This window comes from Rhizobacter sp. (assembly GCF_031412495.1).
Taxonomy (GTDB): Bacteria; Pseudomonadota; Gammaproteobacteria; order Burkholderiales; family Burkholderiaceae_C; genus Schlegelella_A.
On the sequence record NZ_JANODC010000338.1, the window covers coordinates 1 to 15,599 of the forward strand.

Annotated in this window: 19 protein-coding genes and 1 pseudogene; 17 read left to right on the forward strand and 3 right to left on the reverse strand. The window is 69.1% G+C overall.

What is annotated here, in order from left to right; all coding sequences use genetic code 11:
• From narH to AC30N0_RS12425, 6 genes and pseudogenes are all read left to right on the forward strand, one after another.
• On the forward strand, window positions 1-1,050 hold a 1,050-nt coding region (gene narH, locus AC30N0_RS12400; protein WP_489518217.1), incomplete at its 5' end, for a nitrate reductase subunit beta.
• Window positions 1,051-1,052: 2 nt separating this feature from the next.
• Window positions 1,053-1,754 carry a nitrate reductase molybdenum cofactor assembly chaperone gene (narJ, locus tag AC30N0_RS12405; protein ID WP_489518218.1) on the forward strand — a complete coding sequence of 234 codons (702 nt, stop codon included), beginning with the start codon at window positions 1,053-1,055 and terminating at the stop codon, window positions 1,752-1,754.
• Entirely contained in the window at window positions 1,751-2,581 is an 831-nt protein-coding gene (gene narI / locus AC30N0_RS12410) for a respiratory nitrate reductase subunit gamma (protein ID WP_489518219.1), read from the forward strand. Before narJ ends, narI begins: the two co-directional genes overlap by 4 nt.
• Window positions 2,578-3,354, forward strand: a complete 777-nt coding sequence (locus AC30N0_RS12415; RefSeq protein ID WP_489518220.1) for a peptidylprolyl isomerase — start codon at window positions 2,578-2,580, stop codon at window positions 3,352-3,354. The genes narI and AC30N0_RS12415 overlap by 4 nt, the downstream gene beginning before the upstream one ends.
• A gap of 20 nt (window positions 3,355-3,374) precedes the next feature.
• A pseudogene (locus AC30N0_RS12420) lies at window positions 3,375-3,845 on the forward strand (carbonic anhydrase); the annotation flags it as partial.
• 35 nt (window positions 3,846-3,880) lie between these two features.
• On the forward strand, window positions 3,881-4,303 hold the full coding sequence (locus tag AC30N0_RS12425; protein WP_489518221.1) for a ribonucleotide reductase subunit alpha: 423 nt from the start codon (window positions 3,881-3,883) through the stop codon (window positions 4,301-4,303).
• Window positions 4,304-4,389: 86 nt separating this feature from the next.
• Here the strand turns inward: AC30N0_RS12425 and AC30N0_RS12430 are convergent, their stop codons facing one another.
• Entirely contained in the window at window positions 4,390-5,379 is a 990-nt protein-coding gene (locus AC30N0_RS12430; protein ID WP_489518234.1) for a universal stress protein, read from the reverse strand.
• A 140-nt stretch (window positions 5,380-5,519) separates the two neighbouring features.
• Between AC30N0_RS12430 and AC30N0_RS12435 the strand changes: the two genes are divergently transcribed.
• Window positions 5,520-5,684, forward strand: a complete 165-nt coding sequence (locus tag AC30N0_RS12435; protein ID WP_489518222.1) for a hypothetical protein — start codon at window positions 5,520-5,522, stop codon at window positions 5,682-5,684.
• 31 nt (window positions 5,685-5,715) lie between these two features.
• The gene (locus tag AC30N0_RS12440) at window positions 5,716-6,168 is read left to right on the forward strand and encodes a CBS domain-containing protein (protein ID WP_489518223.1); all 453 of its coding nucleotides are present in this window, start codon (window positions 5,716-5,718) and stop codon (window positions 6,166-6,168) included.
• Window positions 6,169-6,213: 45 nt separating this feature from the next.
• On the opposite strand, the gene nhaR is transcribed toward AC30N0_RS12440, so the two are convergent.
• The gene (gene nhaR / locus AC30N0_RS12445) at window positions 6,214-7,167 is read right to left on the reverse strand and encodes a transcriptional activator NhaR (RefSeq protein ID WP_489518224.1); all 954 of its coding nucleotides are present in this window, start codon (window positions 7,165-7,167) and stop codon (window positions 6,214-6,216) included.
• Window positions 7,168-7,281: 114 nt separating this feature from the next.
• Here nhaR and AC30N0_RS12450 point away from each other — a divergent pair, with 114 nt between their 5' ends.
• The 7 genes from AC30N0_RS12450 (at window position 7,282) to AC30N0_RS12480 (ending at window position 12,966) form a co-directional block, all read left to right on the forward strand.
• Entirely contained in the window at window positions 7,282-7,680 is a 399-nt protein-coding gene (locus AC30N0_RS12450) for an HPF/RaiA family ribosome-associated protein (RefSeq protein WP_489518225.1), read from the forward strand.
• Complete coding sequence (locus tag AC30N0_RS12455; protein WP_489518226.1) at window positions 7,677-8,357, forward strand: Bax inhibitor-1/YccA family protein; 681 nt, start codon at window positions 7,677-7,679, stop codon at window positions 8,355-8,357. The genes AC30N0_RS12450 and AC30N0_RS12455 overlap by 4 nt, the downstream gene beginning before the upstream one ends.
• Window positions 8,358-8,367: 10 nt before the next feature.
• A complete protein-coding gene (locus AC30N0_RS12460; protein ID WP_489518227.1) occupies window positions 8,368-8,634 on the forward strand; it encodes a TFIIB-type zinc ribbon-containing protein in 267 nt (88 codons plus the stop codon).
• Window positions 8,635-8,865: 231 nt separating this feature from the next.
• The gene (locus AC30N0_RS12465; RefSeq protein ID WP_489518228.1) at window positions 8,866-9,102 is read left to right on the forward strand and encodes a hypothetical protein; all 237 of its coding nucleotides are present in this window, start codon (window positions 8,866-8,868) and stop codon (window positions 9,100-9,102) included.
• 62 nt (window positions 9,103-9,164) lie between these two features.
• Window positions 9,165-9,899 (forward strand): TerC family protein, encoded by a 735-nt coding sequence (locus AC30N0_RS12470; RefSeq protein WP_489518229.1) that lies wholly within the window; start codon window positions 9,165-9,167, stop codon window positions 9,897-9,899.
• 249 nt (window positions 9,900-10,148) lie between these two features.
• Window positions 10,149-10,880 (forward strand): winged helix-turn-helix domain-containing protein, encoded by a 732-nt coding sequence (locus AC30N0_RS12475; RefSeq protein ID WP_489518235.1) that lies wholly within the window; start codon window positions 10,149-10,151, stop codon window positions 10,878-10,880.
• Window positions 10,873-12,966, forward strand: a complete 2,094-nt coding sequence (locus AC30N0_RS12480) for a PAS domain S-box protein (RefSeq protein WP_489518230.1) — start codon at window positions 10,873-10,875, stop codon at window positions 12,964-12,966. The genes AC30N0_RS12475 and AC30N0_RS12480 overlap by 8 nt, the downstream gene beginning before the upstream one ends.
• A gap of 28 nt (window positions 12,967-12,994) precedes the next feature.
• Here the strand turns inward: AC30N0_RS12480 and AC30N0_RS12485 are convergent, their stop codons facing one another.
• Window positions 12,995-13,687, reverse strand: a complete 693-nt coding sequence (locus tag AC30N0_RS12485; protein WP_489518231.1) for a Crp/Fnr family transcriptional regulator — start codon at window positions 13,685-13,687, stop codon at window positions 12,995-12,997.
• Between the two features lie 203 nt (window positions 13,688-13,890).
• Here AC30N0_RS12485 and AC30N0_RS12490 point away from each other — a divergent pair, with 203 nt between their 5' ends.
• Window positions 13,891-14,397 (forward strand): Rossmann-fold NAD(P)-binding domain-containing protein, encoded by a 507-nt coding sequence (locus AC30N0_RS12490; RefSeq protein WP_489518232.1) that lies wholly within the window; start codon window positions 13,891-13,893, stop codon window positions 14,395-14,397.
• Window positions 14,398-14,404: 7 nt separating this feature from the next.
• The coding region (locus AC30N0_RS12495; protein ID WP_489518233.1) for an acetate--CoA ligase family protein at window positions 14,405-15,599 on the forward strand (1,195 nt) is incomplete at its 3' end.

The window sequence follows — 15,599 nt, forward strand, 5'->3', positions numbered from 1 at the left end:
GGCTTCGAGCAGGCGCAGAAGGACATCTGCGGCGAGTTCGAGAACACCTTCATGATGTACCTGCCGCGCCTGTGCGAGCACTGCCTGAATCCGGCCTGCGTCGCCTCGTGCCCCTCGGGCTCGATCTACAAGCGCGAGGAAGACGGCATCGTCCTGGTCGACCAGGACAAGTGCCGCGGCTGGCGCATGTGCGTGAGCGGCTGCCCGTACAAGAAGATCTACTACAACTGGAAGAGCGGCAAGGCGGAGAAGTGCACCTTCTGCTACCCGCGCATCGAGGCCGGCGAGCCGACGGTGTGCAGCGAGACCTGCGTCGGCCGCATCCGCTACCTCGGCGTCCTGCTCTACGACGCCGACCGCATCCAGGAGGCCGCCAGCGTCGAGCACGACCGCGACCTCTACCAGGCCCAGCTCGACATCTTCATGGACCCCCACGATCCGGCGGTGATCGCGCAGGCCCGGCTCGACGGCATTCCCGACAAGTGGATGGACGCGGCGCGCATCAGCCCGGTCTACAAGATGGCGGTGCAGTGGAAGGTGGCGCTGCCGCTGCACCCCGAGTACCGCACGCTGCCGATGGTCTGGTACGTGCCGCCGCTGTCGCCGATCAGCGCCGCCGCCAACGCCGGGCACATCGGCAGCAACGGCGACATCCCCGACGTGAGCCAGCTGCGCATCCCCGTCAAGTACCTGGCCAACCTGCTGACCGCCGGCGACACGGTGCCGGTGGTGCGGGCGCTCGAGCGCATGCTGGCGATGCGGGCCTACCAGCGCGCCAAGCACGTCGACGGCCGCATCGACACGGCCGTGCTGGAGCGGGTCGGCATCAGCCGGGCCGAGGTCGAGGACATGTACCACGTGATGGCGATCGCCAACTACGAAGACCGCTTCGTGATCCCGTCGACGCACCGCGAGTACGCCGAGAACACCTTCGACATGCGCGGCGGCTGCGGCTTCACCTTCGGCAACGGCTGCTCCGAAGGGACGAGCAAGGCGAGCCTGTTCGGCGGGGCCAAGAAGCGCACGATTCCCATCAAGGCGGAGGTCTGACCATGTTCGCAGCGAAATCCGCGCCGTCGATGGCGACCAGCCTGCGCGTTTTGGCGGCGCTGCTCGGCTACCCCGACGTGCGCCTGCGCAGCCATCTCGCCGAGATGCGCGAGCTCCTGCTCGAGGAGCGTTCCTTCTCGCCGGGCCGGCGCGACGAGCTCGTCGCCCTGATCGATGCCCTGCGGCGTGCCGACGCGCTCGACATCGAGGCCAAGTACGTCGAGCTGTTCGACCGCGGCCGCGCCACCTCGCTGCACCTGTTCGAGCATGTGCACGGCGACTCGCGCGACCGCGGTCCGGCGATGATCGACCTCGGCAAGACCTACGAGACGGCCGGCCTCGTCCTCGCCGAGGGCGAACTGCCCGACTACCTGCCCGCGGTGCTCGAGTTCGTCTCGACCCAGCCGCGGCGGGAGGCCAAGGCTTTTCTGGCCGAGATGGCGCACATCTTCAATGCCGTCTTCGGCGCCCTGCAGCAGCGCGAATCGGCCTACGCGAGCGTGCTCGGCGCGCTGCTCGACCTGGCCGGGGAAAAGGCGCAGGCGGTGAAGCTGGCGCCCGAAGAGCCGATCGACGAAAGCTGGGCCGAGCCGGTGGTGTTCGACGGCTGCTCGTCGAAGGGCCAGGCGCGGCCCGACCAGGCGCAGCCCATCCGCATCGTCCGCAAGCCCGCACCCGGCGCGACCCAAGGAGCATCGGCATGAGCGGCGTCTACGGCTTCCTGTTCCAGGTCTATCCCTACGTGTGCCTGACGGTGTTCGTGGTGGGCAGCCTGATCCGTTTCGATCAGAACCAGTACAGCTGGAAGAGCGACTCGTCGCAGCTGCTGCGCGCCGGCACCCTGCGCTGGGGCAGCAACCTCTTCCACGTCGGCATCCTCTTCCTCTTCTTCGGCCACCTGGTCGGCCTCTTCACGCCGCACGTCGTGTACGGCACGGTGATGAGCGCGGGCACCAAGCAGATGCTCGCGGTGTGGGCGGGCGGGATCGCCGGCGCGGTGTGCTTCGTCGGCCTGTCCCTGCTGCTCTACCGGCGGGTCTTCGACCCGCGCATCCGCCTGACCAGCCACCCGACCGACATCGCCGTGCTTGCCATCCTCTGGGTCCAGCTCGTGGTCGGGCTGATCACGCTGCCGTACTCGTGGCAACACCCCGACGGCAGCGTGATGGTGATCCTGGCCGACTGGGCCCAGCGCATCGTCACCCTGCGGCCGGTGGACGCGACCGCGCTCGCCGCACTGCCCTGGCCGTACCTGTTCCACATCGTCTTCGGCATGACGATCTTCCTGCTCTTCCCCTTCAGCCGCCTGGTGCACGTCTGGAGCGGCTTCGCGACGATCGGCTTCCTGTTCCGCCCGCACCAGGTCGTGCGCAGCCGGCGCCTGAACGTGCCTGCGGGCCGGCTCAGGCCGGCTTCTGTCATCGTGCCTGCGGCCAACGCATCGCGCGGCGCTGCTGCCGGCCGACCGGCGCCCGCGACCCCAGCACCCCTCGCCGCGCCCGTCGACGTCATCCGGCCTGCCACACCATGAACACCCACCAGGACATCGCCCGCGTCAACCGAGTCGCCCTGCACCCGCCCGGGGAACCGGTCGCCGCCGAGGCATTGCGGCAGCGTGCCTGCACCGAGCTGCTGCGCCAGGCGGCGATCGATGCCGGCCTGCTCGACGGTACCGACACGCCTGGCGACGACGGCGTGGTCAGCGCCGTGGCATCGACCGCGATCGACGCCCTGCTCGAGCGCGAGCTGCACGTGCCCGACCCGTCCGACGAAGCGGCGATGCGTCACCACGCGGCGCACCTGGCGCGCTACTGCACCGGCGAACGGGTTCGCGTCCGGCACATCCTGTTCGCGGTGACGCCGGGCATCGACGTCGTCAAGCTGCGCAACCGGGCCGAGACCTGTCTCCTCGACGTGCGATGCCACGACGGCAGCACCGGCGACGGCTTCGGCAAGGCGGCGCGCGAGCTCTCCAACTGCCCGAGCGGCGAGCAGGGCGGCGAGCTCGGCTGGCTGGCCGCGAACGACTGCGCGCCCGAGTTCGCGCGCGAGCTGCTCGGCCACGTCGAGGTCGGCGTGCTGCCGCGCCTGGTGCACAGCCGTTTCGGGCTGCACGTCGTCGAAGTGCTCGAGCGCGACCCCGGCGAGGCGCAGGGCTTCGAGGCCGTGCATGGCGCGGTGCGCATGGCGCTGCGCCAGCAGGCCTTCGTGACGGCGCTGCGCCAGAACCTGCAGGTGCTGGCCGGCAAGGCGGCACTCGAAGGGGTCGACCTCGACGCGGCCGACACGCCGCTGGTGCGGTGACGCTGCTGGTGGCGCTGCCGGTGACGCCGCAGGCAGGGCCCGCGGCGCCGGACGAGCTGCTGCAGCGCCTGCGCCGCTTTCACGACGACTACTTCCCGGCCGTTCGCGGCCGCTTCGAGTCCCTGGTGCAGGACGGCCAGCACCCCAGCATCCTCTTCATCGGCTGCTCCGACTCGCGCCTGGTGCCCTATCTGCTCACCGGCACCGGGCCCGGCGAGGTGTTCATGGTCCGCAACGTCGGCGCGTTCGTGCCGCCGCACGACGGTGGCATGGGGCACCACGGCACGGCGGCGGCGATCGAGTTCGCCGTCCTCAGGCTCGGCGTCGCACGCATCGTCGTCTGTGGCCACAGCCATTGCGGCGGCATACGCGCGCTCTACGAGGAAGCGACGCCCGAAGCGCCGAACCTCGCGGCGTGGCTCGAGCTCGGCCGCGAGGCGGCATTGCCGGTGCAGATGACGCCCGAGGCACTGCGCCGGACCGAGCAGCGCGAAGCCTGACCCGTCGCAGGCCACCAGGATCCCCCATGCAGCCTTCCTCCTTGCACACCGTTTCCATGTTCGACCAGTTCCGCGCGGCCGCCTCAGCCGAAGCAGAGCCGCAGCGCATGCTCTTCGTGTTCGCCGCCGCCGCGTTGCCCGACGACGCCACGCCGGCCCAGCGCGCGAGCTTCAGCGCCGGCCGCGGCGGCACCCTGACGCCGCTGACGTGCGTCGACAAGAGCCCGGCCGATCTGGCCGGCTTCGAGGCACTCGTCGCCGAGGCCAGCGAGGCGGGCCCGGCGTGGGACGTCGTCTTCGCTGCCGGCCTGTCGGGACGGGCCGGCCGGGCACCGAGCGCGGAGCAGGTCGAGCGTGCGCTCGATACGATGGTCGGGCGCGTTCGTGGCGGAACGATCGGCAACCTGCTGGCGCTCGATCGAACGGGAGAAGCGCTGCAGTTCATATGAAGCGGCGGGCGCGTGGTCCAGGATCGGCAGGCCGCCGTCGAAGGCACACTCAATGCGTCATCGACACCGGCGACACGGCTGCCCCCCTACCTCACCAACAGCACGACAGGCGAGTTGTTCAGCGCACCTGCAGCCACGCTTCCGAGCAGCGCGCGCTCGAGGCCGCTGACGGCCCGTGCTCCCACGACAAGGACGTCACCCCGATGCTCGGCGACGGCCTTCAACAGGCTCGCGAGTGGCGCTCCGGGCCGAATCTCACCCTCTGCCTTCCAGCCGGCGCGCTGCAAGCGAGCGACGCCTGCGTCGACTAGCGTCTGACCTTGTCGACGCTTTTCTTCGTTCATCGTCGCCAGTTCGCCGAGGATGCGCGTGCGAATCGATGCCGGCAAGCGACCGATCGACGGTGCAGTGACCGGCTCGACCACATTGACGAGGATGGCGCGGGTGCCGCGTCCAGGCTCGAGCGAGCCGAGAAAATCCAGCGCACGCTCGGCGTTGTAGCAGCCATCGAAGCCGACGACGAAGCGGCGCACGGCGGCCGGGGCTTCGCGCACGACCAGCACCGGGCAGGAGGCCTGCTCGGCGACGCGACGCGAGACGCTGCCTGCGAGCAGCCGGCGAAACCTGCCATGACCGCGCCAGCCGAGGACAACCGTGCTGGCCTCGAAGCTCTCCGCCTCGGCCAGAATGGCATCGGCCGGGTCGCCATCGGCAACCACGACCCTCGACTTCGGCCAGCGCCGTGTCAACGCGTTGCCGGCCTCGAAGGCGGTCATCTTGAAGCTCTCTTCCACCACTGAGCGGGTTTCCTCCGACGCGAACAGCGCGCTCGAGCGGGCGACGACAGCTCGCCCGTGCGATGAGGAGGGCCACGGAAACACGAGCGTCGTCTCGAGTGCGGCCTGCGCCGGCGGAGAGCCATCGGTCGCAATCAGGATCCGGTGCTGTCTTCGGGTCGCCATCTCATCCCCGTTCATGTGGTTCGACCGCGCCTGATCGGTCCCCGCGTGGCGACTCGCGCCTTTGCTCGATGAGCCGAGCGTAGCGTCCTCGCCGTCAACCACCTTGACAAACATCAAGGCAGCGGTGTGATCGAAGTGCGCAATCGTCGGCTTACTCGATGCATCGGGCGCAGTTTTTCTGCTTTTGCGAAGCGCGTCGATGACCTATGTTCAGCTCTGTTCGGGGACGTTGTTCGTGTGCCGAAGGGATCGTGATGGCTGACGTTCTATTCGTGACCGCGCTGCTGACCGCCGTGATATTGCTGGGTGCCTGGCGCGAGTACGCCGCCGACAACCGCCGCGATGCCGGGCTGCTGGCCGCGGTCGGCGCAGTGGGCGCCGGCGGCGTGCTGGCCGGCGCGATGGTGCTCTCGGTCTGAGTGGCGCGATGCAGCGAGCTGGAGCACCAAGATGCGCACGATACCGGTCCACAAGATAGACGCTCTGGCCCGTTCGCGGCTCGTGATGATCGGTGCCGATGCGGTGCTCGTGGACGTGGCAGTCCTTCTCTCCGACCCGCACATCGGCCTGCTCGTCGTCTGCGACGCAGACGGGGTGATGTTGGGTGTCGTCACGAAGACCGATGTCGTGCAGCAGTTCGGTCGGGCCGTCGAGAGCATTGCGACGGTCGTCGCCGGCGAGGTGATGACGCGTGCGGTCACGTTCTGTCGCCCCAGCGACTCTCTGCTCGACGTCATGGCCAAGATGGAAAAGCGCGGCCTTGCCCACATTCCGGTTGTCGACGACGCTCGCAGACCGCATGGCATCGTGTATTCGCACGACGCGCTTCGTGCCCTGATCGCGGACGAGAAGTACGAGGCCTCGCTTCTTCGCGACTACGTCACGGGTGTCGGTTACCAGTGAGTGTTCGGCAACGACAGCCGGGCGCGCCCCGGTCGATCGTTGTCGTCACGGGCGCGGCCGTTCGCCTTTGGCCCGGCGGGCAGGGCTGCGGCCTGCTTTCGCACGCGGTGTGAACAACTCGTTCCGGGCCGACTGCGTGATCGCGACGACGCAGGGATGAGTTACGCGCCGCTCCACCGAGATCGCAAAGAATTCGTCCAGGACATCGCCGGCTGTGCCCAAGGTCTTGACGTTGAGTTGCTTCTCGATCTCGTGTGACAGCACGGACGGGCCTACGAAGATGCCCGCGCCGCGTCGGCCGAATTCCTTGGCCAGCGCACTGTCGTCGAACTCACCGACGACGCGGGGCCGCAGGGACTGGGCATGAAACCACGCTCGCAAGCGCTGCCCGAGCGCGGAGTCTTCGCCAGGCAAGAGCATCGGGGCAGCGTCGAGGCATCGGGGAAACGGTCCGCCCAGGCTCGCCAACAGCGCCGGGGCCGCGAAAAAGCTGACCGCCGAGGTTCCGAGCCGGTGACTGAAGGCACGCACGCTGATCGACGCGGGAATCGGCGCGTCCGAGATGACCAGATCGAGCCGGTGCATGGCAAGCTCTGCGAGAAGATTGTCGAGCTTCCATTCGCGGCAGACGATGCGCACGGGCTCTGGCAGCTGGGTTGCAGGCTCGACCAGCCGATAGGCCATGGACTTCGGCACCACGTCGACCACCCCGACCTTGAACTCGAGTACGCGCCCGTGCTTCGGGACCTCGCGCACTGCCTCCACGAGTTCGGATCCGAGCGCAAAGATCTCCTCCGCATAGCCCAGCGTCAGCCGGCCGATCTCGGTCAGCACCAGGCCGCGCCCGCTCTTGGAGAACAGTGCGCAGCCGAGCGACTCTTCGAGCACCTGAATCTGACCGCTGATGGTCTGCGGCGTCAGGTGCAGACGCTGGCTCGCCTTCATGACGCTGCCCGACTTCGCCACCTGCATGAAGTAGTGGAGATGCTTGTAATTCATGCTCAATGTTAAGGATTTATCGAACGAATGTGAGACATCTTTCGGATTTACGCGATCCATCAGGCTCTCTACATTGATCTTCTCGCCACATTCGGCGACTCACATGGTTGAACGATGAACATCGACATTCAGAGCGTCCGAATCCCGCTGACGATGGCGTTGTCGGACCATGCCACGCGGCGGCTGGGGTTTGTCATGTCGCGCCACGCCGACCGCATCCAGCGCGTCGTCGTGCGCGTCGGCGAGGCGAGCCGTCGGCGCGTTGGCGCCGACAAGTTCTGTCGCATCCGCGTCTACTTGTTCGATGCCCCGATCGCAGTGATCGCGGATGTCGGGGCTGATCTGTACGCCGTGATCGATCGTGCGACGGATCGAGTCGGTCGCGTCGTGGTGAAGCATCTCGACCGATCCCGATTCGGCCGGTGGCGCGGGCCGGGCGACGCCTTCACCTCACCGCCTGGCCGGTTCGAAGGCAAGCCGGACCTTGTCCACTCCCGGGGAGAACGAGCATGAGGCTGGAGCAGACTCTGCCGCAGGCGGGGGCCCCATCCGCCGCGACTCACGCACCAGGCATCAACCGCGTCCTGCGCGACACGTACCGGCTGTTGTCGGCCACCCTGCTCTTCAGCGCCGCCGCGACCGCCGCCAGCGCAGCGTTGAAACTGCCGCACCCGGGCCTCATCCTGACCCTCGTCGGCTTCTTCGGCTTGCTCTACGCGACGACGAAGTTGCGCAACAGCGTCTGGGGCCTGGCCGCCGTCTTCGGCCTCACGGGGTTCATGGGTTACGCGCTGGGTCCGATCGTGAGCCACTACCTGGCGATGCCCAACGGGCACCAGACGGTGATGATGGCCATGGGCGGAACGGGGGCGATCTTCGTCGGCCTGTCAGCCTACGCGATGGCCAGCCGCAGGGACTTCAGCTTCATGGGCGGGTTCCTGCTGGCCGGGATACTGGTCGCGTTCCTCACCGGAATCGGCGCCGTCTTCTTCGAGGTGCCCGCCCTGTCGCTGACAGTCTCGGCCGCCTTCGTGCTGCTGATGGCCGGCCTGATCTTGTTCGAAACCAGCCGCATCATTTACGGCGGCGAGACGAACTACATCATGGCCACGGTGAGCCTCTACGTATCGATCTACAACCTGTTCAGCAGCTTGCTGGCGCTGATCGGCTTCGGCAGCAGCAGCGATTGAGGAGAGCACCATGAAATGCCCCAACTGCACCGAAGTTACGCTGGTGATGAGCGACCGCCAGGGCGTCGAGATCGACTATTGCCCGCAATGCCGAGGCGTATGGCTCGACCGCGGCGAGCTCGACAAGCTGGTCGAACGTTCCGTGACGGCGGCGCCAGCGGCCGACCGGGACGGCGCTGAACGAGCGCGGCCCGACTTCGTCGATTCGGACCATCCCCGTGCTCAAGGTCATCACGGCAGCCGCAGGAAGTCGTGGTTGGGCGACATCTTCGACTGACCCGGCGATGAACTGCGCGAGCTGCCGGGAGGGACCCCTGCAGTGGATGGAGCTCGACGGGGTCGGAGTCGACCGCGGTTCGCGCTGCCTTGGCGATTCGCTGGATTTCAAGGAGCTCGACCAGCGGATTGCCGTGCCGGGACACCCCCGAGTCCCCCGTCGCCGGGCATCGATCCTGGACGCCTTCTTCCCTTGGCTGGGCATCCACCCAGCCTCTTCGAAAGTCCGACCATGAGCAAGCATCCATCCTCTGCGCATCGCTATCCGCGCAACAGCCCGCACGCTGCTGCCCGGATCGTCGCGCTGACACTCATTTCGAACGGCGGGATCACGGCCTCCGAATTGGCTGTCCTTGAAGCGATGCAGGCTCACGAACAGCCCGGCACCACTCGCCGGCAGGAACTGCTCGAACCCCTGCTGTACGGACTCGACTTTCAGGTCGTGCCTCGCGGCAGACGGTGGCTCTAGCCCTACAGGCTTGACGCAAATTGGAACTTTTCCTCGACCCCAATCTCTGGATCGCGTTTGCGATGCTCGCTGCCCTCGAGATCGTCCTGGGCATCGACAACATCATCTTCATCTCGATCCTGGTCGGCCGGCTGCCGGCGCATCAGCGCGACATGGCGCGCCGGCTCGGTCTCGGCTTCGCGATGGTCTCGCGCCTTCTGCTGCTGTTCTCGCTCACCTGGGTGATGGGTCTGACGACCGATCTCTTCACCGTGGCCGCCAACGGTTTCAGCGGTCGAGACCTCGTGCTCCTCTTCGGCGGCTTGTTCCTGCTCTACAAAGCCTCGCACGAGATCTTCGTCGAGGTCGAGGCCCGCGAGCCGCCCCGCCTGCCCAGCACCGACGCCGCGGCCCTCAAGGCCGCCGGCAGCAAGTTGTTCTGGGGCATCATCGGCCAGATCGCGATCATCGACATCGTGTTCTCGCTCGACTCGGTCATCACGGCGGTCGGTATGGTCGACCAGATCAGCGTGATGGTCGCCGCGATCGTCTTCTCGGTCGTCGTGATGCTCGTCGCCGCCAAACCGATCGGGGATTTCGTCGACAAGCATCCATCGATCAAGGTGCTCGCGCTCGCCTTCTTGATGATGGTCGGCATGGCGCTCACCGCCGAAGCCTTCGACCTGCACGTACCCAAGGGCTTCATTTATGTCGCGATGGCGTTCTCGCTGGCCGTCGAAGCGCTCAATATCCGCGCCCGCACCAGGAGGCGGGCTGTCGAAGCAGGGACTTTCAGACAGAGCGAAGGCACTGCGTGATGGGTCGAGGTGCAGATGCCGTACTTCGAACCCGTCATCCTGTTTTTCCTGCTCGGGGCCGTCGTCGGGCTTCGTGTGCTCCGGCCTCAAGATCTCTGGCGTTCTCTATGAGTGATCCCGCTGGCGGCGTTCCCGATCCTGCACCGCATCGGCAACTATCTGCCCCACTTGCGCGAGCGCTCGGATCGAAGTGGATCGGCCCTGCGGGGAAGCCTGCTAGGCTTCCCGCTCGATCCGACCCGCCTGGCCCTGTTCAACCCCGTGCACCACATTGCCGTCGTCGACGACGAAGCCGACATCACCCGTCTGCTCGCCGCCTACCTTGTCAAGCACGGCTACCGGGTGACCGAGCTGCACGACGGTGCGGCGCTGATGCGGCTGATGCCCGTCGATGCACCGGCGCTCGTCCTCCTCGACCTCGGCCTGCCCGGCGAGGACGGCTTCTCGATCGCGCGCCAGCTGCGCGAGCACTGGCGCTGCGGCCTGGTCATCGTCACCGGGCGCGGTGATCCGGTCGACAAGGTCGTCGGCCTCGAGGTCGGCGCCGACGACTACGTGACCAAGCCCTTCGACCTGCGCGAGCTGGTCGCGCGCGTCAAGGCCGTGCTGCGCCGGCTGGCGCCGGACGCTCCGCCCGTGCCGGGCCGCAGGCCGGGACGGCGCGAGCTGCGCCGCTTCGACGGGTGGGAGCTCGACCTTGCCGCACGTCAGCTCACCGGCGGCGATGGCCGGGAAGTCGCCTTGACGAGCGGCGAGTTCGATCTGCTCAAGGTCCTGGTCGAGCACGCCGGCCGTGTCTTGTCGCGCGATTTCCTGCTCGAATCGACGCGCGGCCGCGAGGCGGCTCCCTTCGACCGCACGATCGACGTCCAGATCGGTCGCCTGCGCAAGAAGCTGGAGCTCGATCCCGAAGAGCCGAAGATCATCAAGTCGGTGCGCGGCGCCGGCTACGTCCTGGTGCCGACGGTCGAGCATGGCTGAGCACTTGCAAGTACCGGCCGATCTGCGGCCGGCATCCGGGCTGGACGGCGCGAGCCTGTTCCGGACCCTGTTCGCGGCGTACCACGATGCGCTCGTCGTCGTCGATGCCGGTGGCACGGTCGTCCTCGCCAACCCGTCGGCGGCGACCCTGCTCGGCTACTCCGTCGAGGAGCTGGTCGGCCTTCCTGTCGACGCGCTCGTGCCCGACGCAGTCCGGCCGCGTCACGCCGCCTTTCGGACGGCCTTCGCGCGCGAGAAGCGGCCGCGGCCCATGGGCATGCAGACCGAGCTCCTGGCGCGGCGCAAGGACGGCTCGACCGTGACGGTCGAGATCGCCCTCAGCCCCCTCGACAAGCAGGGGCAGCCGCTGGTGGTGGCGGCGATTCGCGACATCGGCGCCTACCCGCGGGTCAAGCAGGCCTTGCAGCGGGCCCACTACAGTGAACAGCTCGCCCGGCTGGGCCGGCTCGCCATCGACGTCGGCGACTCGGAGGTCCTCACCGACGAGGTGCCGGTCGCCGCCATCGAGGCCCTGCGCGCCGACGCCGCGACGGTCTACCTCCTGGACGGCAACCTGCACGAGCTGCGCGTTGCGGCGGTCGCCGGCGCGTGGGCCCGCGAGGCGCGCGGCAGCCGCTTGCCGCATCCGCCGGATTCGACAGTCGGGATGGTCCTGGCGGAGGGTCGCAGCGCCCTCTATGTCGACGAGCCGGACGAGCCGCGAGCCACTGGCGCGGCGGCCGGCTCGGGCGCCGAACTGCGCAGCGGCGTCGGCGTGCCGATCTCGGACCGCGGCCGCACCATCGGCGTCCTCGCCGTCCGCTCGCTGGCGGCGCGCAGCTACGACGCCGACGAGACCGGCTTTCTCGAGTCGCTCGCCAACCTGCTGGCGAGCACGCTGCAGCGGGCCCAGTCCGAGCAGGCCCTCAACCACGCACAGCGGCTCGAGAGCGTCGGCCAGCTCACCGGCGGGATTGCGCACGACTTCAACAACCTGCTCACGGTGATCCAGGGCAACCTGCAGGTGCTCGACGAGCTGCCGGCGCTCGCCGCGGACGATGATGCCCGGCAGCTGGTCGACGCCGCGGCACGCGCCTCGCGGCGTGGCGCCGAGCTGACGAGCAAGCTGCTTGCCTTCTCGAGGCGGCAGGTCCTGCAGCCGACGACCGTGGACGTCGCCACCCTGCTTGGCTCGCTGGCCGACATGCTGCGGCGAACCCTCGATCAGCGCATCCGCATCGAGGTCGACGCCGGCCCGGCCGGTGCGGCCGCGCTGGCCGATCCGGGACAGCTCGAGGCGGCGCTCCTGAACATCGCCATCAACGCCCGCGACGCCATGCCCGAGGGTGGCACCCTGCGCTTTCGAGCCCAGGCGGTCGGCAGGCTTCCGGCTCACGTCGCGCACGAGATCGACCTGCGCCAGGCCGGCGCCGGCGGCTTCATCGCCATCGCCGTTGCCGACAGCGGCCTGGGCATGACCGACGAGGTCCGCAAGCGCGCGTTCGAGCCGTTCTTCACGACGAAGTCCGCGGGTCGCGGCACCGGCCTCGGCCTCAGCACGGTCTACGGCTTCGCCAAGCAGTCGCGCGGCGCGGTCTCCATCGACAGCGTCCCCGGCGGGGGCACGACCTTGACGCTCTACATCCCGGCGCTTTCCGAGGTGGCCGGCGCGGCAGGCGACGTCGCCGGAACGGCGCAGCCGCTCCGCCGCGGCCTGCGCGCGCTCCTCGTCGAGGACGACGGCGAGGTGCGAACGGTCGTGCGCCGCTTTCTCGAGGGCTTCGGCTGCGAAGTCACGACAGCGGCCAATGGCGAGCAGGCCCTGCTCGCGCTCGGCGGCCCCGCCGACGTAGGCGCCTTCGATCTGCTGGTCTCCGACATCGCACTCGGCACGGGCATCCGCGGCACGGAGCTGGCGGCCAGGGTCCAGGAGCGCCTGCCGGGAATCGGCGTCGTCCTCGTGTCGGGCTTCTCGCCCGAGCTGCTCGACGCCGACCAGCACGCGCCGCCGCACTGGGAGCTCCTGCAGAAGCCGTTCTCGCGCGAGGAGTTCGCCAGCGCCATCGCCCGCGTCGCGTCGGCCTGACCGCCGGCGCGCCGGCGGGGCCCGCGCCTTACTGCAGCAGCGGCGCCGGCGCCATGCAGCGGTGCATGAAGGCGGAGAGGGCGCCGACGTCCGGGATGCGGATGTCGCGGCGCCCCTTCTCGGCGAAGGCGATGACCTTGTCGCGGGCGAGCCTCGACAAGGCCCGGCTCACGCTTTCCAGCGTCATGCCGAGGTAGTTGCCGATCTCGGCGCGCGTCATGCGCAGCGTGATCTGGTCGCTGCGCAGCCCGCGCTCCTCGAGCGAGCCGGCGAAGTAGCGCAGGAACTCGGCGACGCGGGCGTCGGCGGGCAGGGTGCAGACGGACATCAGCGAATCCCGGTCGCGGCCGATCTCGCGGCTCATCGCCTCGTGCACGATCGCCAGCAGGTCGGGGCAGGTCGTGCACGCCGCCAGCAGCCGGGCGTAAGGCACGACCCAGACCTCGCCGGTGTCCATGGCCACGGCTTCGCAGCCATAGGCGTTGCGGGCAATGCCGTCGAAGCCCATCCAGTCGCCGCCGAACTTCAGGCCGACGAGCTGCTCGCGCCCGTCCTCGGCCAGCTTGACGATCTTGAAGAAGCCGGCGCGCAGGAGATAGAGGTTGTCGAAGCCGTCGCCCGCGCGGTAGAGCGAATCGCCGGTGTGCACGAGGCGGCGCTGCGGCGCCAGCAGGGCGTCGAGCAAGGACAGGGTGGTGCTGCGGGGCAGGGCATCGGTCACGGGAAACTCCTTGGGGCGTGAAGGCATCCTAGGCAGGGCCTTCGCCCCCACGACCAACCGCGTGCATCCCTCGGTCGCAGTGTGTAAACAGAGCGTGTCAGGCCGTGCTTATCTGCGTTTGCGCACCGCCGACCTTGACCCGCATCAAGGACACCCCCTGCAGGACCCCTAGGCTCCAGTTTCCGACGACTGCGCCGACAGCGGTGCCCTTCCTCCGAATGCGCCTCGTGTTCCATCCACTGCAAAGCCGCCAGCTCGGCCAGCTGACAGGGGACGACGAGCGCCGCCTGCTCGAGAACGCACGCGTCCTGCTCGCTGCGCCGCTGGCGCAGTCGGGGGCGTTGCTGCGTGGCAAGAACCTCGGCGTGCTGGGCGGCAGCGACGAGCCCGAGGGGCTGTTCAAGGGCGCGGCCGAAGGCCTCGGCGCCCGCGTCTCGCAGATCCGGCCGAGCCTCTCCGAGGACAGCGATCCGCGCGTGGTGCGCGACACGGCACGGATGCTGGCCCGCCTTTACGACGCCATCGAATGCCGCGGCGTCCCGGCCGACCTGGTCCGTCGCCTCGGCGCCGAGGCGGACGTCCCCGTCTACGACGACATCTCGAGCCCGGGCCACCCGACGGCAGCCCTCGCCGGGATGCTGCAGGGGCTTGGGGCGGGAATGAGCCGGCGCTCGATCGTGCAGGCGCTCCTGCTGAGCACGATCCAATGAGAAAGCGTTGAGCGCGCGCAACCTCGGCCGGCTCCTGCGGCCGCGCTCGGTCGCGGTGATCGGCGCCTCGGGCCGCGTCGGCAGCGTCGGCGCGACGGTCTGGCGCAACCTGCGCGCCGGCGGCTTCCAGGGGCCGGTGCGCGGCGTGAATCCGCGCCACGCCGAGGTCGACGGCGAGCGAATCGTTCCCCGCATCGCCGACCTGCCCGAGGTGCCCGACCTGGCCGTGATCTGCACGCCGGCGTCGACCGTGACGGCGATCGTCGCCGAGCTCGGGCGCTTCGGCACGCGGGCGGCGATCGTCATGACGGCCGGACTGTCGCCGTTCGAGAAGGAGCAGGCGCTGCGCGCCTCGCGGCCGCACCTGCTGCGCCTGCTCGGGCCCAACTGCATCGGCCTCATGACGCCGGCCCTCGGCCTCAACGCCACCTTCGCGCACACCGACGCGCTCGCCGGCGACGTGGCCTTCGTCTCGCAGTCCGGCGCGCTGGTGACGGCGGTGCTCGACTGGGCCAAGACCCGGCGCATCGGCTTCTCGCACATGGTCTCGGTCGGCGAGAGCCTCGACGTCGACTTCGGCGACCTGCTCGACGAGCTGGCCAGCGATCCGCACACCCGCTCGATCCTGCTCTACATCGAGTCGATCCAGGCGCCGCAGAAGTTCATGTCGGCGGCCCGTGCCGCGGCCCGCAACAAGCCGGTCATCGTCGTCAACGCCGGCCGCGCCGGCAACGGGCTGCGCGCCGCGGCGTCGCACACCGGCGCGCTGGCCGGGTCGGACCTGGTCTTCGACGCCGCCTTCCGCCGCGCCGGGATGCTGCGCGTCGACACGCTCGAGGAGCTCCTGCTCGCGGCGGCGACGCTGGCCCGCTTCGGCGCCAACCGCGACGAGACCCTGACCGTCATGACCAACGGCGGCGGCGCCGGCGTCATGGCCGCCGACGCCGCCGCCTTCGCCGGCATCGTGCTGCCGGAGCCGGGGCCGGCGCTGACCGCCGCTCTCGACGCGGCGCTGCCCGAGCACTGGTCGCACGGCAACCCAATCGACATGATCGGCGACGCGCCGGCGAGCCGCTACACGGTGACGCTGCAGGCCCTGCTCGCCCATCCCGAGGCCGGCGCGATCCTCTTCCTGCATGCGCCGACGGCGATCGTGCGCAGCGACGAGATCGCGCGCGCCTGCGCCCCGCTCGTGCGCCAGG